The 23665-nt window shown below is 45.1% G+C and carries 21 protein-coding genes; 6 read left to right on the forward strand and 15 right to left on the reverse strand.

Annotation, left to right across the window (positions count from 1 at the left end):
- Positions 1 to 16: 16 nt before the first annotated feature.
- From NST47_RS31695 to NST47_RS31715, 5 genes are all read right to left on the reverse strand, one after another.
- A complete protein-coding gene (locus tag NST47_RS31695) occupies positions 17 to 1162 on the reverse strand; it encodes an ABC transporter permease (RefSeq protein WP_341158695.1) in 1146 nt (381 codons plus the stop codon).
- A 1-nt stretch (position 1163) separates the two neighbouring features.
- Positions 1164 to 2162 (reverse strand): ABC transporter permease, encoded by a 999-nt coding sequence (locus NST47_RS31700; protein WP_076233351.1) that lies wholly within the window; start codon positions 2160 to 2162, stop codon positions 1164 to 1166.
- A gap of 92 nt (positions 2163 to 2254) precedes the next feature.
- Complete coding sequence (locus NST47_RS31705) at positions 2255 to 4222, reverse strand: ABC transporter substrate-binding protein (RefSeq protein WP_341158696.1); 1968 nt, start codon at positions 4220 to 4222, stop codon at positions 2255 to 2257.
- A gap of 432 nt (positions 4223 to 4654) precedes the next feature.
- Positions 4655 to 4810: a hypothetical protein gene (locus NST47_RS31710; RefSeq protein ID WP_341158697.1), complete on the reverse strand. Its 156-nt coding sequence runs from the start codon at positions 4808 to 4810 to the stop codon at positions 4655 to 4657.
- A gap of 166 nt (positions 4811 to 4976) precedes the next feature.
- Positions 4977 to 5864, reverse strand: coding sequence for an AraC family transcriptional regulator (locus NST47_RS31715; protein ID WP_341158698.1), 888 nt, complete (start codon positions 5862 to 5864; stop codon positions 4977 to 4979).
- A 216-nt stretch (positions 5865 to 6080) separates the two neighbouring features.
- Between NST47_RS31715 and NST47_RS31720 the strand changes: the two genes are divergently transcribed.
- Complete coding sequence (locus tag NST47_RS31720; protein WP_341158699.1) at positions 6081 to 6836, forward strand: SDR family NAD(P)-dependent oxidoreductase; 756 nt, start codon at positions 6081 to 6083, stop codon at positions 6834 to 6836.
- A 172-nt stretch (positions 6837 to 7008) separates the two neighbouring features.
- On the opposite strand, the gene NST47_RS31725 is transcribed toward NST47_RS31720, so the two are convergent.
- The 6 genes from NST47_RS31725 to NST47_RS31750 form a co-directional block, all read right to left on the reverse strand.
- Positions 7009 to 7890 (reverse strand): carbohydrate ABC transporter permease, encoded by an 882-nt coding sequence (locus NST47_RS31725; protein WP_341158700.1) that lies wholly within the window; start codon positions 7888 to 7890, stop codon positions 7009 to 7011.
- Between the two features lie 19 nt (positions 7891 to 7909).
- Complete coding sequence (locus NST47_RS31730) at positions 7910 to 8812, reverse strand: ABC transporter permease (RefSeq protein WP_341159799.1); 903 nt, start codon at positions 8810 to 8812, stop codon at positions 7910 to 7912.
- Between the two features lie 146 nt (positions 8813 to 8958).
- The gene (locus NST47_RS31735) at positions 8959 to 10608 is read right to left on the reverse strand and encodes an extracellular solute-binding protein (RefSeq protein WP_341158701.1); all 1650 of its coding nucleotides are present in this window, start codon (positions 10606 to 10608) and stop codon (positions 8959 to 8961) included.
- 226 nt (positions 10609 to 10834) lie between these two features.
- Positions 10835 to 13225, reverse strand: coding sequence for a helix-turn-helix domain-containing protein (locus NST47_RS31740; RefSeq protein ID WP_341158702.1), 2391 nt, complete (start codon positions 13223 to 13225; stop codon positions 10835 to 10837).
- A 167-nt stretch (positions 13226 to 13392) separates the two neighbouring features.
- A complete protein-coding gene (locus NST47_RS31745) occupies positions 13393 to 13827 on the reverse strand; it encodes a bactofilin family protein (RefSeq protein WP_341158703.1) in 435 nt (144 codons plus the stop codon).
- Positions 13828 to 13850: 23 nt separating this feature from the next.
- Positions 13851 to 14813, reverse strand: a complete 963-nt coding sequence (locus tag NST47_RS31750; RefSeq protein WP_341158704.1) for a peptidoglycan DD-metalloendopeptidase family protein — start codon at positions 14811 to 14813, stop codon at positions 13851 to 13853.
- Between the two features lie 215 nt (positions 14814 to 15028).
- Between NST47_RS31750 and NST47_RS31755 the strand changes: the two genes are divergently transcribed.
- Positions 15029 to 16120: a ParM/StbA family protein gene (locus NST47_RS31755; protein ID WP_341158705.1), complete on the forward strand. Its 1092-nt coding sequence runs from the start codon at positions 15029 to 15031 to the stop codon at positions 16118 to 16120.
- A 73-nt stretch (positions 16121 to 16193) separates the two neighbouring features.
- Here NST47_RS31755 and NST47_RS31760 read toward each other — a convergent pair whose 3' ends face one another.
- The 3 genes from NST47_RS31760 to NST47_RS31770 all read right to left on the reverse strand — a co-directional run bounded on the left by NST47_RS31760 (position 16194) and on the right by NST47_RS31770 (position 19204).
- Positions 16194 to 17060, reverse strand: a complete 867-nt coding sequence (locus tag NST47_RS31760) for a metal-dependent hydrolase (protein WP_341158706.1) — start codon at positions 17058 to 17060, stop codon at positions 16194 to 16196.
- Positions 17061 to 17123: 63 nt separating this feature from the next.
- Positions 17124 to 18107, reverse strand: coding sequence for a Gfo/Idh/MocA family protein (locus NST47_RS31765; RefSeq protein ID WP_341158707.1), 984 nt, complete (start codon positions 18105 to 18107; stop codon positions 17124 to 17126).
- A gap of 89 nt (positions 18108 to 18196) precedes the next feature.
- The gene (locus NST47_RS31770; RefSeq protein ID WP_341158708.1) at positions 18197 to 19204 is read right to left on the reverse strand and encodes an aldose 1-epimerase; all 1008 of its coding nucleotides are present in this window, start codon (positions 19202 to 19204) and stop codon (positions 18197 to 18199) included.
- Between the two features lie 206 nt (positions 19205 to 19410).
- Here NST47_RS31770 and NST47_RS31775 point away from each other — a divergent pair, with 206 nt between their 5' ends.
- Together NST47_RS31775 and NST47_RS31780 are read left to right on the forward strand one after the other, a co-directional pair.
- Positions 19411 to 19959 carry a PadR family transcriptional regulator gene (locus NST47_RS31775; RefSeq protein ID WP_341158709.1) on the forward strand — a complete coding sequence of 183 codons (549 nt, stop codon included), beginning with the start codon at positions 19411 to 19413 and terminating at the stop codon, positions 19957 to 19959.
- On the forward strand, positions 19952 to 21469 hold the full coding sequence (locus NST47_RS31780; protein WP_341158710.1) for a DHA2 family efflux MFS transporter permease subunit: 1518 nt from the start codon (positions 19952 to 19954) through the stop codon (positions 21467 to 21469). The genes NST47_RS31775 and NST47_RS31780 overlap by 8 nt, the downstream gene beginning before the upstream one ends.
- A 146-nt stretch (positions 21470 to 21615) precedes the next feature.
- On the opposite strand, the gene NST47_RS31785 is transcribed toward NST47_RS31780, so the two are convergent.
- Positions 21616 to 22503, reverse strand: a complete 888-nt coding sequence (locus NST47_RS31785) for an NmrA/HSCARG family protein (protein ID WP_341158711.1) — start codon at positions 22501 to 22503, stop codon at positions 21616 to 21618.
- A 175-nt stretch (positions 22504 to 22678) separates the two neighbouring features.
- Between NST47_RS31785 and NST47_RS31790 the strand changes: the two genes are divergently transcribed.
- Together NST47_RS31790 and NST47_RS31795 are read left to right on the forward strand one after the other, a co-directional pair.
- Positions 22679 to 23074, forward strand: a complete 396-nt coding sequence (locus tag NST47_RS31790) for a winged helix-turn-helix transcriptional regulator (RefSeq protein ID WP_341158712.1) — start codon at positions 22679 to 22681, stop codon at positions 23072 to 23074.
- A gap of 69 nt (positions 23075 to 23143) precedes the next feature.
- Complete coding sequence (locus tag NST47_RS31795) at positions 23144 to 23611, forward strand: hypothetical protein (RefSeq protein ID WP_341158713.1); 468 nt, start codon at positions 23144 to 23146, stop codon at positions 23609 to 23611.
- Positions 23612 to 23665: the final 54 nt, after the last annotated feature.

Raw genomic sequence — 23665 nt, forward strand, 5'->3', positions numbered from 1 at the left:
TTCGAGCTCTTCACGCTTATCTCTTATAAGGGTCCGCCGCATCACGTAATCCGTCACCCAAAAAATTAAAGGTTAATACGGTGATGATAACAAAGCCCAAAGGTATTAATTTCCACGGATATAAGGCGATGTTTTCAATCTGCTGTGCTTCCTGAAGAAGTACTCCCCAGCTCGTTGCGGGTGACCGGATACCAAGTCCAAGAAAACTCATCGCGGTCTCACCCAGGATCATGCTCGGTATGGCCAAAGTCGTTGCGACCACCAAATAACTGATAAAACCGGGCAACAGATGTTTAAGAATGATTTTGGCATCACTGACGCCAGCTATTTTGGCTGCTAATACATACTCTTCATTTTTCAAGGAGATGAACTTGCCTCTGGCAACCCTCGCCAGCTCCGTCCAACCGATAAAAGCGAAAATGATTACGATATAGATATACATCGTGACGACCGGTATGCGTGGCGGAATTGCCGCCGATAGAGCCATCCACAGTGGCAAGGTTGGAAAGGAGCGAATAATTTCGATAACCCGTTGAATGACGGAATCAATCCAGCCACCAAAATATCCCGACACCCCGCCAATTAGCAATCCGAGCACAAAACTAATCGCTACTCCAATAAGCGGAATGCTTAATGAAATTTGACTCCCCAGAACGATACGCGACAACAGATCGCGCCCCATCCCGTCTGTACCAAATAGAAATAAGCGTCCGGGCTCATCTACGCCAAACAAGTGAATATTCGTTGAGAACAGACCCAGAAATTGATAAGTTTCACCCTGTACAAAAAACCGGACTGCATGACGCACCTTGTCATCCTGCACAAACATTTTGCGCAGTGTAACCGGGTCCCTCGCTGACTTCAACTCGCTGACAAAGGGTCGAAATTGGAATTTGCCATCTGCATCTACGAAGCTCACTTTGACAGGAGGCGCATTCACATATTTGCTGTCATAGCTCTGCAAGCCGTACGGTGCTATGAACTGGGCGAAGATGGCAGCCAAATACAACAGCGATAAAATAAACAAACTGATTCGAGCTAACTTATGCTTCTTGAGCCTTAGATACATAAGTCGCCATTGTGAGCTGTAGTAGACGTCATTAGTGATGGCGGGTTTGATCGGCGTTATTTTCTGTTTTCCAAATATCGGGATTGTTTTCATATTACATACCTCTGAACTCTGTGCGAATTTTTGGATCCAGCCATGCCAATAAAATATCGGAAATCAAGGTCCCAATGACCGTCAGTACGGCCATAAACAATAGCCAGGTTCCCGCCAAATACATATCCTGACCTAATAAAGCGTTATACATGACAGGGCCCTGAATCGGTAAATTCAGTACAATAGCCGTTATGGTGGAGCCTGTGAAAATCGAAGTGAGTGACCAGCCAATCGTACTGACGATAGGATTCATCGCGGCACGCGTCGGGTATTTAAGCAGGATTTTGGTTTCCGATAAGCCTTTGGATCTGGCAGTCACTACATTGGGTTTATTCAGCTCATCCAGCATTTGACCTCTCATGACACGAATCAGCTCGGCGGTATTAGCCAAACCAATAACAATAACAGGAATAATCATATGCTTCAGTAAATCAAGAACCTTACCCATGGACCACCCGGCATTCACATAATCGCTTGAAAAAAGTCCCAGCAGCGGATCTCCAAAATATACGTAAGACAGATACATAAGGATAATCGCTAACAGAAAATGGGGAGTTGCCATCCCGAGAAAGCCAATAGCTGAATATAAATAATCGCCTATCGAATATTGCCTTACTGCACAATAAATGCCGATTGGAATCGCTACTGCGTACGTGAACGCCATGGTCACCAGAGAAACGATGATCGTGAGCGCCATGTATTGCTGGATAACCGCCATAACCGGTTTGTTATAGCTAAAGGAATAACCAAAGTCGAAATGCAGGATAATGTTTTTCATCCAGACCAGATACTGTATGTACCAGGGCTGATCCAGCTTCAGACTTACTCTCATTTCGTCCATATCCTGCTGTGTCATTACATCGCCGGCTACAGCCATTTTGGCTGCATAATTAGATACATAATCACCAGCTGGAAGCTGAATGATGTAGAACACGATAATAGAAATGAAAATAACTACGGGTATGACTAAGATGATTCTTCTTAAAATATATTGGAGCATCTCTGATCCTCTCCTCTCTGCTTAATTCGAAGATGCCATTGAAACCAACAAGGGGGAAGCTCACTCCCCCGCGGGTTGATTAACCATTCGACTTATTGTTTGATAAAAAATTGTGAAGGATGACCATGGCCGATGCTGCGGAATTCATCCGAGAACACCAAATCCTTAGGCACATTTCCTACTTTATTGGAAGCGACGATCAGCCGAGGTGTCGGACCAGCGTAACCAATAACCCACTGATTCTTTTGATGAAGCTTGATGATCTCATTACTCCATTTATTAATTTCCTCTTTGGTTGCCGATGCTTTCACTTTATTCCAGTAGTCAAGAATCAAGGCAACATCGCCCTCAGGCTTAACTCCTTCTTTGCCATTCGAGGAGCTGTACAATCCATATTGTCCGTACCATGGAGTGAGGACTCTTAGAGGTACAAGCGTATCAGGCCGGAAGGATACATTAACCATTGAAATATTTTCAGTCGTGGCGGGGATTTTATTCGAGTACTTGAGCTCTTGATGGGTGCCTGTATCCACAACCTTAAGGTCTACCTTGATGCCTACAGCTTCATAATATTTTTTGACCAATTCCAGAAAACCTGCGGTGCTCGTACTGCCTTCAATAACGGTGATGGTTAAATCCGATCCATCCTCATTGAGACGGAAGTTGTTTTTATCACGTTTTGTCAATCCAAGCCCATCCAACAGTTCATTCGCACGCTTGGGATCAAATTTGCTCCATTGATCTGCCCAGCCTTTTTGATAGCCGACCAAGCCTTCGGGAACCGATGCCTGGATAGGAGCGCCTAACCCATTTGTAACGATCTCGGAAATTTCTTTACGGTCTACCGCAACCGATAACGCTTCTCTGAATTTAATATCCTGGAACAGCTTGCGCAGATTCGGATCTGCAATCGTCTGATTGAGCTGAATGCCTGCGCTTGACCAGTTTGGCGTTGGCCAATTCATAACTCTGAAGCCAGCTTTTTTCTCATTTTCTTTTAATACCGTGAAATCCTTAAAGTCAAAATCGATAATATTATAATCGCCTGCCAAGGTGCCGAGAATTCTTTGTGCCGGGTCCTGAACCTTGGTAGCTACGATACGGTCCATATAAGGAAGCTGGTTGCCTTCGCCATCAACCTTCCAGAAATACGGATTGCGCTCCATAATAAATTGATCACTATTGGGATCATTTTTCGCTACCCAAGCTCTTAAGGTTGGAATTTGCGGGTAGACCCAGTAATAATAACCCGTTGCGACCAGGAACGATTTGACGTCCTCAAAGCCCCATTTTTTGGCGATCTCAAGTGCTTTCTCCTGACCTATGAATTCAGGTAAAATTGTCTTTTGAAAATGTGCCGGTGCCTGGAACCATTTGTTGTCAATCGCCACACGCTCCAGGAACTGCACGCTTGGATATTTATGAACGACCTTGAAGCTGTAATCATCAATTTTGGTCACTGTCGCTAAAGCCTTATCACCCGTCACAGGATCAACCGAGTAATAAGCATCATAGATTTTTTTACCGAAGGTCTCTTTGGTGAGCATATGCTCCCAATAGAACAGGACATCATCAGCTGTAAAAGGCATCCCGTCCGACCACTTCATCCCTTTCCTTAAGTAAATGGTGAACTCTGTTGAATCTTTATTGACGTCGTAGCCTTTGGCAATGTTAGGTTCGACCGCACTGCCATCCTTGTTAAAGCGGAAAAGCGCTTCCTCTGTAGGTTGACCCACCGTCCAGCGATCATTGACTCCTGTCCAAGGCAGCTTCCAATCGCCGCCGTACTTACCTGTTTCCTCCAATACCTTTTCTACCATGATATCTTCCTTGGCCGGCAATCGTTCAGTAACCGCTTTCAAAGTTGAGGCTGCAACAAGCTTGGCGAGCATCGGTGCCTCTTTGTAACCCTCTATCTTCGCAGGAACAACGGGAGTCGCTTTATCAGGAGTCACAGGTGTCACAACGACTGATGTCTTGGCATTGGGATCACTTTCACATGCAGCCAGCGCAGCCGCAAGCATTAATATCATAACCATTAGCAACCCGATTTTTTTCAAAAATATCCCCTCCATATTGAGCTCATAATGCAAACTTTGTTTTGAAAATGCGATGAAACGGGTTATCTCCTGTTCTTCACCTCCCCGATTACTTAAACCGGTTTAATAAAAGCGGCTATGATTGCAAACAGATTCAGGTATGCTCTATATGGTTGTGATTAAACCGGTTTAATAAGATTGATTAAGAACCTTTTAGTTGACCCATATGTGATTATCACCACCTTGATTAAACCGGTTTAATCTAACTGTATTGGTAATGAAAGCGTTTTATTAATGTTTGTATAATACATCGAAATACGGCGTATTGCAATAGTTTTATTTTTTAACTTATTTTTCATATTCAGTTAAACAAGATTATATTAATGGATTTATTATCCATATACAAGAGAAATAAATGACAATATTTAGGATCAATCCAAAATGAGTGCTTGACTATTTAGCCCAAATTAGCCCAAAAATCGGCTGCGGTCGCATTTGTCCACCGGCAACGTTGGTAATTGATGATTCTTCTTGCCAATTACGCATCGTTTTCAGTGCGCTCCTGATGGCGTCGTGGTCGATTTGTTCACCCTGTTGATGCTTTTCCATTTTCATCCTTACATTAGTTCGTCAAGCACTGGTTCTGGTTTTGAGCCTATCGTAAGTAACAATCAAGAAAATGCGCCAATTAGCATATGAACGAGTCAAAAAATGCTAAAAAGAACCTCCTTTAGGAAGTTCTCAGCCTTAAATTCTGATCGATAGACTCAGCTATCTAATCCCTCGCGCTTTCGATTCGTCTTAGATTCTCAGTATCCCGAGCTGGAGATGAACCAAAGAAGCGGGAGTACTCTCGATTAAACTGTGAGGGGCTCTGATAGCCAACTTGATAGGCGGCACTGGCTACTGCATAACCCTCAAATGCAATAAGGTTTCTAGCCTCCAAAAGCCTTAATTGCTTTTGAAATTGAATAGGACTTAAACCCGTTGCACGTTTAAACTGACGGTGAAAGGTGTTTATAGCCATACCAGATTTTGATGCCATTTCACCAATGTCTATTGGCCTCATAAAATTTTCGCGAAACCATTTTACAATTTGAGAAATCTTAGAGAAATTACTTTCCCGCAGACCAAGTTGCCTCAGATACCATCCTTGTGGTCCCATCAGAACGCGATAAAGGATTTCGCGTTCATAAACCGGTGCAAGGGCTGGAATATCTCTTGATGTATTCGTTAATCGCAATAAGCGCAGCCATGCCTCCATAAATTCAATGTCTATTTCACAAGCTGCGAAATGCTCAGAAGCAGTTGGTATTAGATTTTCAGGAAGATCTCTTAATAAACTCTGAAGAACATTCTGATTCAACTCTAGACCAAGGGACATGTAAGGACGCCCATCACGGTCTGGATGTACACTCGCCGTTGCGGGAACATGTACCGGTACCACGTAATACGAGGGTCCTTCCAAGGTAGTGCTGCGCTCCCCGATGGAAAGTATCTTTGTTCCTTGAACCGTAAAACCAATCATCGGCTCGTAGAGCGCTGCGAGCTGATGTGCGGGAATGTCTCCCTTAATCATGCTTAGCCCCGGTACTCCGGTTTCAATTGGTCGAGTGCCTGCGCCTTTCATTAGATCAATAATTTCATCTAGAACTTTATCCATACATTTATTTTATCACATGACTTCTTATTCCTCAACACAACTCTGAGATGCATCGGCATTTTTAGGCTCTTCTTATAATAAAAAAGGGGATAATTCGGGGTTATCGAAATCATACATGGTGGTTTTAGGCAATTAAAAGGCATTATTAAATCTATATTTTTTCAGCAGAAACGACTAAAATAAAATCCAGATCGAACACAAGAAAGGGATGATCTTATGAAAATTGCAATCGTAACAGGTGGAAGCAATGGCATTGGAAAAGCGACGGCTCTTGAGTTTGGCAAGCGCGGAATGAGTGTCATTCTCACATACAATTCCTATAAGGACCGGGCAGAAGATGTCGTTAAGGAAATTGAGAAGAATAAAGGAGTTCGGGCTGTAGCGCTGAAGTTGGATCTAACTCAAATATCAACATTCGAAGGTTTCGTTCTAGAAGTGAAAAAGAGCCTCAAAGAAGTTTGGAGCAGAACGACTTTTGATTACTTAGTTAATAATGGCGGTGTTGGTGGGCCAATGATGTTCACCCAGATGAGCGAAGAGTACTTCGACAAAATTCTTAATACGAACTTTAAAGGACCGGTTTTTTTAACACAACACCTCGTCCAATTCATGGATGATGCTGGAGCGATCGTAAATACCACGAGTTCATCCAAGAACCAATCATTTCCAGGATACTCCGTCTACGGCTCGTTAAAAGCAGCATTCTCAACTTGGACTCGCTATATCGCCAAAGAACTTGCACCTCGCAAAATCCGGGTCAACGCAGTTTCTCCCGGTCCTACACACAGCAATTTTGGCGATGGAGCATTCGATAAACATCCTGAATTCATCAAGCCGCTGGCTGAGCAATCTGTATTTGGCAGAATCGGCCAACCCGAAGATCTTGCGAAGGTCATTGTGAACTTATTGTCCGATGATTTCGGCTGGGTTACAGCCCAGGACATTGAAGTGTCTGGCGGACATTTGCTTTAAGATAGACACCTAACCAGCTCTCACACATTTTTAAAAATCGGGAAGAACGAAGATTATATTTCAATCATATTCACTATTACCGAACTGGAATTGTCAAAAAGTCGTTCCTACACCTATTCCGAATAGGAGTATGAACGACTTTTCAATATCAGCTCTTGGCCATTATGATCTATCAACCTTTTAATGCGCCTACCATAACACCTTTAACAAAATATTTTTGTACGAATGGATATACGCACAGAATTGGAATCGTAGCTACCATGATGGTCGCATATTTGATCGTTTCCCCAATCTGGAACTGATCCCCGGCACTCGCTCCTGCCGACATGCTGTCTGTCTGATTGGCCAGTAATATTTCACGCAGCGTCAGCTGCAGCGGGAACAGCTCACGGTCCTTCAGGAATACAGATGCATAGAACCAGCCATTCCACTTCTCAACCGCATAATAGAGGATCATAACGGCAATAACTGGCATGGACAAAGGAATAATGATTTTAAACAGGATCGTAAAATGATTGGCTCCGTCAATCTTGGCCGACTCTTCCAGACTGTCTGGCACGGACATAAAGGCCGTACGCATGATGATCAAATTAAAGGTGCTGATTGCAAATGGGATAATCGTCGCCCATAGAGAATTGATTAATCCAACATTTTTAACGGTCAGGTACAAAGGAATCAAGCCGCCATTAAAAAACATCGTAAATACGATAACAATTATAAATACCTTGTTCCACATTACATTTTTACGGGAAAGCACATACGCACCCATAGCCGTCATAAACAGATTCAGAATGACACCCATTATCAAAATAAACAAGGTGTTCCGGTATCCGATCAAAATGCCCGGATTTTTAAAAACATTCTTATAAGCTTCAATACTGAATCCCAATGGTTTAAACAGCAATCCTTTGTGTGCTATCAGCTGCCCTGCGTCACTGATGGATGCAAAGGCAACATACAGCATAGGATAGAGCGCAAATATCATTAAAAGCACAAGTCCCACATGGATACCGATATCCAATAATTTATCCATTAAACCTTGATCCTTTGGCATAACCCTATCTCTCCTTTCTTTACCATAGGCTGCTATTGTTCACCTTGCGGCTAATGTAATTCGCTGTAATTAACAGTATCAGATTGAGCACCGAATTGAATATGCCCACCGCGGCGCTGTAACTCCATCCAAACTCCAACAAACCTTTCCGGTACACGAAGGAGGATATGACATCAGCAGTATCGTAAGTAACCGGATTGTAGAGCAGGATGATCTTCTCAAAACCTACGTTGAGGAGGTTCCCCATCCGCAGAATGAACATGATGGCGATCGTCGGCATAATACCAGGCAGTGTAATATGAAGGATCTGCTTCCAACGGCTTGCGCCATCCATACGGGCTGCCTCATATTGCTCCTGATCAATACCCATCAGTGCTGCAATATAGATAATCGACTCCCAGCCGATTTTTTGCCAAATTTCAGAAAGAATATAGATACTTCGAAATAGTTCCGGCTTTTGCAGCATGGCTTTTCCATCATAGCCAAAATACGTCAAAAGCGTGTTAATAACACCATCCGAATTCGTAAAATCACTAATCATACCACAGATAACAATCATCGAAATAAAATAAGGCATATAAGTAATGGACTGAACAATTCGTTTAAATATTTGATGGCGGACCTCATTAATCAAAACTGCAAGGATAATCGGAGCAGGAAATTCAAATATTAAAGAATATAGACTGATCACAACGGTATTTTTCAAAATACGCCAAAAGTAATAACTGCCAAAGAAGTCATTAAAATTTGCCAAACCCACCCAAGGACTGCCCACAATACCTTTCATCGGGGTATAGTCTTTAAAGGCAATTATAGCTCCATACATAGGAGTGTAGTGAAAAACGGCATAATAAGCGATGACGGGAACCATCATCAGATATAAATATTTGTTCAGCACAAAATCGCGGATAAACCGAGTCATAAAGGTAGGATTTGACTTTCTTACCGATTGTGACTTTTCAAGCTGCATCGTTTTGGCCATCTCATACCCCTCCTTCCTCACCTATTTGTCTCTAGCTCATCATTTGAATGGGTGGGAGGGCTTTGTAGGCCCTCCCCACTTGCAAATTAACGTTTGTTGAAGCGATCCAAGGCTGCTTTTTGAATCTCGATAGCACGATCCAGCTTAACGGATTTCAGCTTTTCAACATATTTTTCATACGTATCAAGAGGCTCGGCACCCAAAATAATTTTTAAAGTCATTTCATCGACTAATGTGTTAACATCGGTCATAATCTTCGCCATTTCAGTACTTTCTTCTGGAGTTGGTGTGATTGGCGGCAATTGATATTTAGCCACATCGGTTTTAGCCCAAATGCTAAGAGCTTCTTTTTGCTGTGGAAGTGCTAAATATTGTTGGATATAATTTTTATCCTGAACGAACGGACCGCTGTAGTTAGCGCGTGTATACAGAGCTATCGCTTGGGCAGGAGCCAGTTTATCCGGATTTTTCATTAATAGATCCGTATAGGTTGGAACACCATTCACCATATTGTAGCTTACGCCTTCTTGACCAAAGTTAAAGTATTTATTACCTTCCTCGCTATAGCCATAATCCAGCAGCTTAACAGCCAGCTCTGCATTTTTGGAGGTTGCCGAGATAGCTACCATACCGCCATTTACGGAGAACGGTAAATCTCTTTGGCCAAATTTCGGTGTGTCGCCTTTCTTCAAGACCGGCTGTGGTGCAGCTACCAGCTTCGCCTTAGGATTACTAGCTTCAACAAGCGGCTGCCATTTTCCAATACCGCCACCCGTATTCGCTACAGTTGCACCGGATGCACCCGATACGATATTCGCATCAAAAGCTTTGGCATCAACCGTGGCAATGTTCTTATCCAATAGTCCTTGCTCATACCAACCACGGAACAAGGCTAACCAATCTTTATATCCTTTTTCAGCAGGACCAAACTTAATCTGTCCGCCTTCCAGATAGAAGTCACGTGTTACCCCATAAGCTCCCATAAAATGGCCAACGTTGAATTCATTAAATACGCGCGGCTTGCCGGCTGCAGTGAAAGGAGCCGTTGCGCCTTTCTTATCTTTAAAAGCCTTCAGCATTGTTGTCCATTCATCAATGGTTTGTGGCAATGGCAGGCCAAGCTCATCCAGCCAATCCTGACGAACAATCGGGCCTTGATACACCATCAGTGAATCATCTCCGCGAATGAACGGGAATGCATAGTAGCTGCCGTTATCCGTTTTGACCATTTTGTCGATATCTGGATGATCTTTCAAATATTTTTTCAGGTTAGGCGCATTTTTATCAATCAAATCATTCAGCTTCAAAATATATCCGTCTTTGATAGCTTTTTCCGGACCGCCAGGGAAGTCCTTAAAGAAGTTGAACTCAATCATGTCCGGCAAATCTCCGGAAGCCAGCATAACGTTAAGTGCTTCTTTGGCCTGGTTAACAGGAGGTGCAATAAATTTTAATGGAACACCGGTTCTTTTTTGCCATTCAGCAAAGAAAGGAACATCCTGGTGAGTCGCTTTTACGCCGACAAGGTTACCCGTCATCTCCATCCAATAAGAAAGTGTTTTGTCCGTCTTCATCGGATACGTTGTTGCGGTCGCAGCAGGTGCAGGTGTTCCAGCGGCAGGTGCTTTCGTGTCAGCAGGTGCAGGTGTGGCTGCGGGTGTCGAACAAGCGATCGCTGCAGTGCTCATCATGGCTGTAACTACTAGAGTGGAGACGATTTTCTTTTTGCTCTTCATAGTATGAAGACCTCCCTAATATTTCGGCTGAACCGAATAATGACTTCAACATGAGATTGTGTATATAACCTGTTTCCCATACTCGTATTATATGATGACGCTTACATAAAATGAAATCGTAAATTGTGCCAATTTTATCGGCAAAAACATGAACTCAGATCAACAAAAAGTACAATTGAATATACAAAATAATCAATAAACAAGAAAAAAACCGCTTAGCAGCGGCCTATTCCTCCTTCATTTCCTTATATTTTCCGGGAGTGATGCCTTCATATTTCTTAAAGGTCCGGATAAATGCATTCACATCATTAAATCCTACTGAGGTTGCCACATCGCTTACATTTCGGCTGGTTTCATCTAAAATCAACTTGGCTCGGGCTACTCGGGTCTTGTTTATCGAATCCAGCAGCCCTTCATTGGTATGGTCCTTGAACAGCTTGGACAAGTAAGCAGGCTTCATGTCAAAGTGACTGCCGATCATCGAGATATTGAGGTTCGGGTCCATATAGCTTTCATTAATGTAATTAACAATTTGCTGAATTCGTTCATCCATAACCCGCTGCTTGGACTGTTGAATATTTTGCTGACGTTTGTTGGACGTATATTCACAAACCTTTTCCAGAAATTCCGTCATTTGAACCTGCATTTCCTGAATCGTTTCACAGGTCGCCAGCCGCTCGATCCTTTTTTCAATCCGTCTTGGGTTACGTATCAAGAGGCTGTCCTCGATATATCCGAGCTCACTGATCGTTTTGATCATCGTACTGACCAAATTGAGCATCAGACATCGGCCAAGCGGCACAGACATGAACGATCTTTTAAAATTGCGCTCAATAATCTCATCGAGTGTTTGTCGAGCCATCGGGAAATCCCCGATTTTGACATAATTAATTAGCTGCAGCTCTACCTGGAGCGGGTAATAATAGACGGTATCCGCCTCCTCCATAGCAGCATTCTGATGAATATCCTCATAGGACAAAATTTCCTTGCTGCCCATAACCAGCTTGTACTCCATAGCATCGAGCGCTTCCAAATAAGCTTGGGAAATTCCATTAATCCCGCTATGAATACCACTTATCGACAGGGTCAAACTAATATGATACTTGGACATAATGAACGCTTGTGCGTCCTTGGAGATGCGAACCAGCTCTTCCATCCGTCCCTCGGGATCCTTGGCAGAGAAATTAATCAGACAGACGAGCGAGTCTTCCATTTCGGTTACATAGCCTTGATGGTTCTGAGCTGCCAGTTCCTCCATCACATTCGTAATAATAAATTGCATCAGCTGCTGCGGGTCAGTGGAACCTATTTCCTGGATACGCTCATGGAAAGTCCCGCTTTCCTGTACATAAAGCACAATAACGGCAAAATCGTTCGAAGCAAACTGCATATTAAAGGTGGCCAAAGATTCATCAACAGGAATTTGTTCATTAAGCTTTCCTTTTAACATCCGTCCAACGAAATTGGATCGTAAAATATGGTATTGTTTTTTACGTTCAGACATAATTTTGGCCATTTCTACCAATGTATGGTCAACAGCCTGCTCGATAAATCGAAACTCATTATAACCTTGACCGCCAATCAGCTCGGTTTTGCCGGATAGGGTCTCTACAAGACGCCGTACGGGATTATAATTTTTGCGTAAAAACACATACGTTAAGGAAATTCCACCCAGTAGGCTAATAAAAATACTCATATAGGTCAGGTTTCGAACCCGCTCGGCTTTTTCCCAAAATAATTGGCTCGGGATAATCGATAAATATTTGAGCTTGGAGCGATCTGATTTGATATAGGTGACCTCGTAATTAAGGCCATCCTTGTTCCATAAAAACATATTTGATTCGGGCATTTCCTTATCAAAAGGAAAATCCTTGAGCAAATTCACGCTTTCCTTGGAGCTGGTTACCAATACCTGGTTGGCTTCATTGAGGATTAACACATGTCCCTTATTAAATAGCTCAATGTTTTCAATAGCACGCAGAATACGCGATTGGTCAACCATGATCACATTAGTAGCTCCAGGCTTGTCTGCCTCCTTGCGATAGGTGCTGATATAGGCAACCGTATTGCGGAGGTTGCCGCTCTCATCAATACGGGACATCGGTATAAAGCCTTTAAATTCTTTTTGATTAACAATTTGCAACCACTGCTCATAGCTATAAACGCCATTTTTATGGATCAAATTGTAAGCAAAGGGCGCTTCTCTGTAAACATCGGGCATGAGTACCTGATTGCTATTCGCTATATAAATATAAAACAGATCGATAAGCGAATAGGAGGTTCTGTATAACAACAAATCCTGTGTAATTTGATGCAGGTCGTATAGGTATTCATTGGGGTAGAGCTGATATTTATCCGAATACAGGAATTGTTGGAGTCTGACGTTCCAGGTTATTTCAAAATTCAGCCGCTCCATCGATTCGAATTGATTATCCATGACCTCGCGAACCTGCTTCAGCAGCGATTGATTCGCCTGGTTGATTTCATTCTCCAGCGTCTTACTTGACTGCGTGTATACGATTACACTCATCAAAACAGGCAGCAATAAAACCGCCAAATAAGATAGGAGCCAAGTAAGGAGCACACTGCGCCTATTGAATTGAAACTTACCCAGCATCGTATCTCCCCTTGTAATAAATTGAAATAAACTTATTGTGCTCGTCTTTCTCCGACTTCACCATTAGCCTACATTATACTGCAAACTCAGGCATCACGCGACTTTTAACAAAAAAAAAGACAGGCATTCAGGATTTTCCCTGTATGCATATCCTTTTTTTGTATCAGCTATTGCCATGTGATAACGGTAGGCGCAGTTGTGACCGATTCGGTTTGTTTCGACGGAGCAGGCATCTCTAAGGAGCTGGATTCGGTACTCTCCATTTTGCTCATTCCCTGGAACAAACCGCCTTCCGCTATAACGAGTGATTGGGCTGTCGTGTTCCCATACAGCTTGCCGGTGGCGTGGATCGTCAGCTTGCCTTTGCACAGGACGTTTCCATTAACCGTACCGGCCAGGATGACATTGCGCGCAATCACGTTGGATTTCACGATGCCCTTCTCGCCAATAGTCACATCGCCTGCGCAATCCACATCGCCGGTTACCTGTCCTTCAATGCGGATGCTTGCCTCTGACTTGATCCTGCCTTCAAACAAGGTCCCCTCACCGATTAATGTATCTGTCGCATGTATACCGTGCGCGTGCTTCTTACCTTTAAACATCATCGTTCCCCTTTCAGGCTGGATTATTTGAGATAAGGCAGTGGATCAACACTGACACCATTCTGTAAAACCTCATAGTGCAAATGGTAGCCTGTGCTTCTGCCTGTTGATCCGACAAGTCCAATCAGCTGTCCTTTTTGAACTGAATCATTTTTTTGCACGAGGATTTTATTGAGATGCATGTACATGGTTTGCAAGCCATTCGAATGGTCAACCACAATATGATTGCCTCTTTCTGAATCACTGCCAGTAATACGCACGATACCATCTGCTGTAACTGAAACCTCTGAATTAGCAGGTGCGCTAATATCGTAGCCGCTGTGAAAGCTCGGACGACGTGTAAAGGGGTCCTGCCGCAAACCAAAGGTTGATGTGATTCGGTGGCTGTCTACTGGCCAAATATCAGGCGTCACACGAAGCTGCTCCTTAATAGCCAATGCTTTATGCTTCGTATCGGTAATACTTTGCTGCAGGGCTGCCAGTTCAAGATCCATATCGCTTAATTGTGTCTTGGTTTGACTGAGCAGCTCGTTCACATCCTTATTCGTAGCCGGATGACTGATTCCCCCCATGGCACTATCAAGGGTGTTTGTGCCTTCAGCCGCTGCTGCTATTTTGGTCGAACCCGTAATCGAACGTACCTCGTCCTCCATTTTGCGAATATCATCGATTTTGGCCTTCATTTCCGAGGTTTGCTGGGATAGCTTGATCACTTCATTCTGAAGCTGCTCAATCGTTTCATTCTTATCCTCCACCGTATGGGTATACACCAGCTCCTGACTATCGATTTTGACCTTCAATTGGTCTGCGATAACGGCTGTGCGTCCCTGAAAGAAAAATAGTACTAAAGTAACGAGAATCAGGACAAAGACAGCGGCCACAGCAATGTAAGGTATCGAATTCAGCATCTCAAACTGGCGAACGGAACGGTTCGCATCCGGAATTATGACTAATGTAAACTTTTTACTTCCCCATCCCAGTTTCATATTGGCTCCTTCTGCAAGATTCACGCTCATCAAGTAATATTCACCAACAAATTTCGATTAAATCTACGTTCTTATTCGTCAAATCCGCTTCATAACCCTGCATGCTTGCAGCCTTCCCTGGAAAATGGTTCTAAAGTACGAAGGGATTTTGTGGAAACAAATCGAATTCTAGTACTAAAGTAATTCGTTGGGAAACGATTGGAGGAGTCAGATCAATGAAGTTGGCTGGTATAGATATTGGCAATGACAGTATCAAGGTAGTATTAGACGGAGTACGCGAGCCACTGGTAATTCAAAATATTGTTGCTCCAGGTTATGAACGTCACATTTTACAGGAAGAGGATTCACCGTTAAAGGCACTTGATGTCGTGGTTCACAGTCCTCGACTGTCCAAGAACAGCCAGCGTTATTTTGTTGGCTTACTTGCTATGGAGAACGAGGACAGCATGGAGCTTGAGGAGACAGACAATAAAGCAGTATCTGATCAGTCTCTGGTCGTAGCCTTAACCGCACTTGCGTATGCCGGTATTGTCAGTCAATCCGTGACCAACAGCGGCTACGGCAACATTGAGGAAGTCGAATACACACTGGGAACCGGCCTTCCTGTACGCAGCTATTCCTATTACAATAAAATGTTCGAGGATCGTCTTGTTGGCGAGCATGAAGTCACCTTTTTGACCACACCTACCCTGCGAAATCGAAAAGTTAAAGTATCGATCCGCCGCGCGGTCATTTCTATTGAAGGTGCAGCGGCGTTATTTCACATGGCCACACATGACAACCTGCAGGTTCGGGATGAGGAGCTTCATCAGGGGTGCATCGGTATTTGCGAGATTGGCGCCTTGACTACTGATTTTCCAGTCATTAATAAAATGAGCATCGACAATCAGTTCAGCACAGGAGAGCAGATTGGGATGGCTACCTATTTGGACAGCATTATTCGCGATGTCGAGGATCAATACGGATACCGGTTTCCAAGCCGCGCCAAGCTGGTCCAACGGATCAAAAAAAATGATTTTACGATTCGACGCATTGGTGAAGGACAATCCAGCATGAAGCAGGTGGTCGATCTGTACTTCAGCCGAGCCGCCAACAAAATCGTGGACCTGATCAAAAAGCGCTGGAAAAAGCATCCTGACATTCAATGCTTTTATGTAATCGGGGGAGGAGCTGCAGCACTTCGTTCCTATATTATTGAAGCCGCCGGCCCGATTAAATTGCGCTTCGTGGATGAAAGTGAGCTGCTGAACGTTAACGGATACTTGAAGCTGGCAAAAAATAAAGTCAATCACAATCAGTATACATAAGCATACACGCTGGTTACGGATAAATGAACAAAACCGACCGCTCCCGCATTTTCGGAGGTGGTCGGTTTTGCGTTTATTTATGAATAGATTCAAATAGGAAGGATTGCCCATCACGATAAAAACGCGGATCATAAATGCCAAGCCGCTGTCCATCATCCACAACCACGACGAATGGTGACCATTCATACAAGGTTCTGGCTTTGGGATTGTCAGTGAACAGACGATCAAGATTGGCATTCTCGCTCGACTGCAAGGCAACCTGCAGCCTGGGCTCGGTAAATACGGTAGCCTCGCTGATTTCAACCTGGTCACCCTTTTTGCCAATGATTTGGAATTGTCCGGGTACAAATCCGGCGGAGAGCGCAAACTGATCATAGCGGCTGGCATGCTGCTGGTATAAGACATAACCTTGCACAGATTGAATGATAAAATGGCAAACCAGCAGCAGGCCGACAATCCGGTATACCCGATAAGATTTCACTGGCTTGCGAAGCTTCACGAACAGCAGACCGCCCAGCATGATGACCCATAGTGTCACATCGACGATCGGCACGGTGCCAAAGGTGATTCTCTTAGAAGAAAATGGCTCCAGGTACCCTGTGCCCCATGCATTGAACAGATCGCTTGTGTCATGAATCCAGACCGCCAGCAGTCCGAGTCCGAACAATCGCCAGCTGCCGGTTTTAAAAAACAGCTTATTCAGCAGCGCCAGCAGTGCTGCCCATACCGGCACCAGAAAGATGGAATGTGTCAGGCCGCGATGCCACATTTGGTAGCGTCCAGTCGTGTCCCACCAGGCTGAGATCACATCGATATCCGGGATTTGCGAGCCGCCCACTGCCGTTACGAACAGTGCTCTCTTTTCATTGCGGCTGTAGCCTGCCTTGTTCACTGCTGCATATAAGGTGAGTCCGAATAATGTATGTGTAATAGTGTCCATGCTTAAGAGCCTACTCCTCTCGTTTCCCTTGCCAGTCTTGCCCGAGTCCGAAGCTCTGTTGAGTTATCCGCTAAATTCATCAAGACGCACCGGTAAGCCGGATACGGCCGAATGCAGGGCGGCTGTTGTTACAGCCTGCGTCCGCAGGGAATCCGCATAGGTTGATAAAATACGTGAGTTGTCTCCTGTTCTGACCGCATGAAAAAAAGCTTCATGCTCACGAACATAAGGATTGTTCTGATTCGCGTATTCGCTTATAGATGCTAGACCGATATCCTTTAAGCTTTTGTCGGACAGCTCCAGCACACCTTGATCCGTATACACATGCAGCCCAATCGGACCTGAGCCCGGCAGTATGCAGGTGTTCGAAATTGTCGCTACCGCTCCGCTGACCAGCTTGATCGTTACAGTACCGACATCGGGTGTCGTAACTCCATCTTCCTTCTCATGCATCACACGGTTGGCGTAAGCTGCATATACTTCCTCGACCTCACCCATCGTATAACGCAGCAAATCCACCATATGTGAGGTTTGCTCGATAAATTGCCCGCCTGATCCGTCTTGTCTGCGCCACCACGGAACCTTCGGCATACTTCCCATCCAGTACCCGAGAGCCATCCCTACAGTACGATTCTTTAAAAGCTCAAGCGCCCTTTGCGTGGAATCCATATAACGAAAATGATAACCGATTGAGGTAATAAGCGGCTTGGCTTGGATACGACTGGCTATGTCCGCAGGCTGAAGCAGGTCCAGACCGAGCGGCTTTTCAAGCAAAAAGGGAATCCCGCGTTCAATCAGCGCATATTCAATCTCTCCGTGCGCCATGGGGGGGACGCATACGAATACGGCATCAAGCTTCTGCTGATCCAGCATATGGGTCAGTGAGTCATAACCGACAGCACCGTTCCAATCAGCCGCAGCCTGCTCTGCCTTTTCCAAGCGGGTTGCACAAAAGGCGCGAACCTGCACACCTTCCATTTTGCTTAACAGATTGCAATGAAAACGCGTAAAGCCCCCGGTTCCAACGAATCCGATTTGCAAGGTCATCCGTGTTTCCTCCTTTGTATGTCCGATGAGCAAGTCCCGCTGCGCGGCCATCATACAACGGCAGCGGGCTTCACAAGATTATACCGAGTTTATTGGTGTTCAACGTATAGCCGGCTTGAAGCGGTCCATTCCGCACCAGGTGCCAGCAGCTGGAATCCGGTAATTTCATCCGGTAAGGATATATTAGGCGCATTGATTGCCCAGGTCTGAGGCTCAGGACAAATAAATCCGCTTATGCCGTCATCATTCCATATCGTCCAATGCCCAAAGGCTGGGTCCACCTCATAAACCAAGCTGATCTGGCGCTGCTGATCTGTGAGAACCGCTCCGTAGAAGTCTGAGCCCTTATGCTGGATAGCTCTCCCGGTCAAATGCCTCGCATAAGCTTCGCCAGTTGGTCGAATACCGTCTTGACGCAGCTCCCGGTCCATTTCGTCCAGCGGTAATAATACTCCCGCAGGCAAAAACTCCGAATTCAGCTCCCATTGCTTATCGACGGATACCCGCAGCGAGTAATCCTGCTCCTGACCCTCCTGATGAAAGGGAACTTTAAGTGCAGTATGAAAGCCTACACCCAATGGCATCGGTTCATCGCTCAGATTTGTAATCCGAATTTGCTGTTCAAGACCGTGCTCCGATAAGTAGTAAGTTAATACATATGTAAATTCATGCGGATAATAGGCATACATATCGCCATCGCGATTCATATTCATCAACAGGCTAACCTCGACTGACCCGTCCTCGCGAACACCGGATGATTGGATCTGCCACGGTCTTTTATGGAGAATCCCATGCATAAACACCTTGCCGTCCGAACTATTAAGCGGAAATGTGTAATCGCGGTGAGGTGTGGAGAAAATTCCCCCTTCAATCCGATTAGGTGGGAACAAAGGCGGTATCCCGTATCTTTGACCTGATTGGCGAAGCTGTTCGATGGTGCCAGGAGTACGTAAAAAGCTCAAGCCTTCCTCAGGACGGCTCAGTTCAACCATATTAGCGCCCAGACCCGGAACGATAACTGCCTGATAACCTCCGGCATTTAATTGAATGGCTGGCTCATCGTAAAATTGTACATTTTGAACTGAAGCTTGACTCATGCCTATCATCCTCTCAATTTTGCTGTTGTCGTTATAAAATTCCTCTTCCTATTATCTATCAAAATGTGCTGCAGCGCAAAGAACAGCAGGGACAATTCATTATTTATTTTACAAAAAACATACTTGTATCATCCGTTTATATATTGACTCGATATATATCATATGTTTATAATACATTTATTAGCTATCAGGGAGGCATACCGTTTATGACAGGTCAAGATGTAATACTTGGAATTTTGGCAGTTGAACCGAAATCCGGCTACGATATCAAAAAGAAGTTTGAGGATTTATTTTCCTACTTTTTTGATGCGAGCTACGGCACGATTTACCCCACGCTTAGCAAGCTGGAGAAGGAAGGATTAATTACGAAGGAGAGTGTTGTTCAGCAAGGCAAGCCCAACAAGCATGTATATTCGATTACCGAACAAGGAAGGGTGAAGTTCCAGAGCTATCTAGAAAGCGACATGCAGGAAAATGTGCTTCGTTCTGATTTCATGGTTCGTCTTATTTTTGGAGAATTAGCTGAACCACAAATGGTCGCTGGTTGGATAAACAATGCTTTACAGCGGTCACAGGCAGATCTGCTCAGTTTGGAAAATGACTATGAACGTATGGGCCCCCAAATGAGTCCCACTCAGGAGTTATGTATTCAGATTGGTATCGGCAATATACGGAGCCAGGTCCAAGTGCTGCAGGATGGTATTGCACGACTCCGTACAATTAACAACAATATGGAGGCGCCATCACATGAGTAAGCGGACGAACGGATTTATTTTGCTGGCTATGGCACTTGGGTTGTTGATGGCGTCGCTTGATAATACGATCACCTCAGCTGCCGTCAGCCACATCATTAAGGACATCGGTGGATTTGATAAAATGAGCTGGGTTTTCACGGCCTACATGCTGGCGGCTACCAGTACGATGCTCGTATTTGGGAAGATGTCCGATTTATTCGGCCGAAAACGATTTTATTTAATTGGCATTGCCATTTTTCTTCTCGGCTCCGCATTATGCGGACTCGCGCAAAATATCGATCAGTTAATCTGGTTTCGCGCGCTGCAGGGAATCGGTTCCGGGGCTCTCTTCCCTATCAGCTTTACGATCATCTACACGATGTTCGCTGATCCGAAGCAGGCTGCCAAGCTTTCCGGGGTATTTGCTGGCATCTTTGGCATCTCCTCCGTTGCGGGTCCACAGATTGGCACGCTGTTGTCGGATTACTGGGGATGGCGTTGGTGCTTTTACGTCAATGTGCCGCTTGGTGCCCTGTCCTTTCTCGTACTGCTGATCGCTTTGAAGGAATCACGTTCAGACCGCAAGCCCAAGATTGATTATCTGGGTACCGTTCTGTTGATCATTTCCACGATTTCGTTGATGTTGGCTTTGGAATGGGGCGGCAAAAGCTACCCTTGGGCATCGTGGCCAATTATCGGTTTATTCGCAACTGCTGTGATCGGCACGTTCCTGTTCGTCCTTACCGAGCTCAAAGCCGAGGAACCGATACTGCCGCTGCAATTATTTCGCAACCGCATGATTGTCGGTACCAGTATTGCCTGCTTATGCCAAGGCGCCATTATGTTCTCAGCCATTACTTATTTGCCTATGTTCTCTGTAGCTGTACTTGGCAACACGAACTCCAATGGCTTGCTGACACCGATGATGTTCTCGCTGATGGTTGGGGCCGTTGTATTCGGTGGCCTGCAGACGCGCTTCTCCTTCCGATCGTTGATCATCGTATCCATGCTGATGGGCATCGTTGTTACGTTTCTGCTCAGCAGGGTTGCTCATGATGCCTCCACTGTTTATATGATTTCTTTGATGGTTATGCTTGGTTTTGGTGCCGTTGGCCCGTTGATGAGCGTAGCGCAAAATGCAGTTGCTTACAGTGTCGATCCTCGTTACATCGGTATCAGCTCGTCCATTGTTGGCTTCTGGCGTAATATCGGCGGTATACTCGGAGCGACCTTGACTGCCACTATCGTAAACAATCAGCTAGCACAAATGATACGGAATGGATCGGAGGCACACCACATTCCCGCTGATAAAATCGATACACTGGCCAATCCCGAATTGTTAGTCCGTGCCGCCGCTAGCATACCTCAGGAAATCCGTGAGTTCTTACGTGACTCGCTCGGTACGGCGATTAATCACGGGTTTATGATTGCCATCATCTTTGCTGTTATCGGTGTTCTGGCTGGCATCCTGTCCGGTCCGGGCAGATTTGATAAAATGAAACAGCGAGCAGGCGCTAAAGAGGCGGCTTAAATTGGTTTTATCTTGGGAGAGCAGAAAAAGTTCTTACCGACTTCTTCCTGTCGGCGTAAACAACGATCCGCGCTTGATGTGCGGATCGTTTGTTGTTTATAGGTTACTTTTTAGACAATGAGCTTCATCGCTGCTGTTCCGTGATTTCAGGTATGCTGTGTACGGAAGAGTGCTTCAAATTTTGCCTTTCCCCGCTTTTCCAGCCAGGTGTCAAAATCCATTAATTCCGGGAGCAGCTTGCGTGCAGCAGCAATATCCACTTCGTAGCCTTCGTCGTTTAACCATTGGTACAAACGGGCTACAATTTCATTATGCTGCCGTATTGTTTCGAGCGGAATCTGAACGTAGGGAATAGAACGATGGGTTGCACGACTTATTGCAGCAGCGATTTGTGGTGGCGTCAACCCATCCCCAGCGATTTCGATAGTTTTGCCCAAGTAGTCATCAGGATGCTTGAAGGCAAGCAGAGCGAATGCTCCGATGTCGTCTACAGCTATAAGTTGAATCACGCCATCGGGTTTACCCGCTTGCGCGAGGGTACCCTGCTGAAGGCCGGATATCGGGTCCGCGAAATTTTCCATAAAGCCGACTGGACGCAATATCGTTGCAGGGATGCCGCGTGATGAAATGTATTGCTCAATCTCCCATTTCGGCATATCGCGAAACTTGGATTGTGCCTCCGCACCGCTAACTGATGTATAAACAAAGTGCTGAACGCCAGCTCTCTGGGCTGCATCAACTACCGCTTTTCCCATACGCTTTTCATCCTTATTGGACTCCAAAGTAGGATTCCAGCTTGGAGGCTGAACACTGAATACGCCATAAACTCCCTTCATAGCCGCGTCGAGTGAATCGCGATCATCCATATCCCCATTTACGAGCTCAGCTCCCAGCTCTTCCAGTAACCGCGCTTTCTCGCCCGTTGAATCGCGAGTGAATGCACGCACCTTCCAGCCGTCGGCTAGCAATTGTCTAGCCACAGCGCCTCCTTGCTGTCCTGTCGCTCCAACAACCAAAATCATTTTCTCCTTCATATGACGATAGTCCTCCTTAAGCTTTATAAGCTTATCTCTGCTTCAGACTCAACATAAGCAGATAAATAAGTTCTATTGTCACTTTATATTAATTAGTATATTATTTAAAGTAGACACATTATTTATATATAGCTTCATAAAATAGACTAACTATACTATTGTTAGGAGTGATTAAATGGATGTAAGTAAAGAAGACGAACTTTGTTTTATCTCCATCCGTGAAGCTTTGCAAGTAGTTAGTGGAAAGTGGTCATTTTTGGTGCTTTCTATCCTAACTCAAGGACCCCAGCGTTTTAACCAATTGCGACGAAATGTAGAGCGGATTAGTATCAAGTCTTTAACAGATGTATTGCGTCATCTCGAGCAGCATAACGTCATTCAACGCCAAGTATTTCCTACAGTACCTGTAACCGTAGAGTACTCATTAACTGATAAAGGAAGAGCGTACAAACCCGTGCTCCTGCAAATGCGCATATGGGGAGAAACCTGGGGAGCACATCAGAAACTCGGCGATGTTCCCGAAGCTATTGGACCCCATTATGCAGCCTCCGATCGGATTGCAGAACCCTGATGGACGGGCATCTACAGTGGTGTCGTTAAATCTGGAACTGATTATGGCAACCGTTACTTGTGCTCATGTATGGGGGCAATTGGCGTTACTGGAGCCACAGGAGCCGTAGGCGCTGTGATGGTTGTGGAGGTGATTTCTTTTGTGGAAGGTGCCTTTACTTCATTTAATGTCGGGGATACTTTAGAGTCTTTAGATGGTTCAGCTACCGGTGCTTTGGTTGTTACTTGTTCCGGGGCTGGCTTTGAAGCTGGGGGTGATTCTGCTGCTGGAGCCTTGGAGGGCACACTGGGTACCGATTTGGGAGCAGTTGCAGGTGATGTGGTCATGACTTCCGTCTGTGTCGGGACGATTTCAGTTGGAGCTGCTTTTGGTGTTGTCGTCGAACTTGTTGATGCCTTTGGGGCTTGGGTTCCAGGGGAAGTTGTCGTCTTCGAAGGCGCAACAGGTGAAGCAGGTGTGGACGGCACTCCTTGCAATGGCTTCGCGGATTCCGGTATAGGTGCAGGTACCGTTACAGGTGCCGGCTGGTTTATCTGAGCAACACCCGATATGATCTTATCGCTCGATAAAATCAAAGCAGCTGATAAGATG

The organism is Paenibacillus sp. FSL H8-0034, assembly GCF_038000305.1.
GTDB lineage: Bacteria > Bacillota > Bacilli > Paenibacillales > NBRC-103111 > Paenibacillus_S.

Coding starts and splice junctions, on each gene's coding strand:
- NST47_RS31755 (WP_341158705.1), top strand. CDS start 15,029: ATGAAGTTGGCTGGTATAGATATTGGCAATGACAGTATCAAGGTAGTA.
- NST47_RS31765 (WP_341158707.1), bottom strand. CDS start 18,107: ATGACCTTGCAAATCGGATTCGTTGGAACCGGGGGCTTTACGCGTTTT.
- NST47_RS31730 (WP_341159799.1), bottom strand. CDS start 8,812: ATGACTCGGTTTATCCGCGATTTTGTGCTGAACAAATATTTATATCTG.
- NST47_RS31735 (WP_341158701.1), bottom strand. CDS start 10,608: ATGAAGAGCAAAAAGAAAATCGTCTCCACTCTAGTAGTTACAGCCATG.
- NST47_RS31715 (WP_341158698.1), bottom strand. CDS start 5,864: ATGGATAAAGTTCTAGATGAAATTATTGATCTAATGAAAGGCGCAGGC.
- NST47_RS31785 (WP_341158711.1), bottom strand. CDS start 22,503: ATGAAGGAGAAAATGATTTTGGTTGTTGGAGCGACAGGACAGCAAGGA.
- NST47_RS31770 (WP_341158708.1), bottom strand. CDS start 19,204: ATGAGTCAAGCTTCAGTTCAAAATGTACAATTTTACGATGAGCCAGCC.
- NST47_RS31710 (WP_341158697.1), bottom strand. CDS start 4,810: ATGGAAAAGCATCAACAGGGTGAACAAATCGACCACGACGCCATCAGG.
- NST47_RS31780 (WP_341158710.1), top strand. CDS start 19,952: ATGAGTAAGCGGACGAACGGATTTATTTTGCTGGCTATGGCACTTGGG.
- NST47_RS31740 (WP_341158702.1), bottom strand. CDS start 13,225: ATGCTGGGTAAGTTTCAATTCAATAGGCGCAGTGTGCTCCTTACTTGG.
- NST47_RS31790 (WP_341158712.1), top strand. CDS start 22,679: ATGGATGTAAGTAAAGAAGACGAACTTTGTTTTATCTCCATCCGTGAA.
- NST47_RS31695 (WP_341158695.1), bottom strand. CDS start 1,162: ATGAAAACAATCCCGATATTTGGAAAACAGAAAATAACGCCGATCAAA.
- NST47_RS31700 (WP_076233351.1), bottom strand. CDS start 2,162: ATGCTCCAATATATTTTAAGAAGAATCATCTTAGTCATACCCGTAGTT.
- NST47_RS31720 (WP_341158699.1), top strand. CDS start 6,081: ATGAAAATTGCAATCGTAACAGGTGGAAGCAATGGCATTGGAAAAGCG.
- NST47_RS31795 (WP_341158713.1), top strand. CDS start 23,144: ATGGGGGCAATTGGCGTTACTGGAGCCACAGGAGCCGTAGGCGCTGTG.
- NST47_RS31775 (WP_341158709.1), top strand. CDS start 19,411: ATGACAGGTCAAGATGTAATACTTGGAATTTTGGCAGTTGAACCGAAA.
- NST47_RS31745 (WP_341158703.1), bottom strand. CDS start 13,827: ATGTTTAAAGGTAAGAAGCACGCGCACGGTATACATGCGACAGATACA.
- NST47_RS31750 (WP_341158704.1), bottom strand. CDS start 14,813: ATGAAACTGGGATGGGGAAGTAAAAAGTTTACATTAGTCATAATTCCG.
- NST47_RS31725 (WP_341158700.1), bottom strand. CDS start 7,890: ATGCCAAAGGATCAAGGTTTAATGGATAAATTATTGGATATCGGTATC.
- NST47_RS31760 (WP_341158706.1), bottom strand. CDS start 17,060: ATGGACACTATTACACATACATTATTCGGACTCACCTTATATGCAGCA.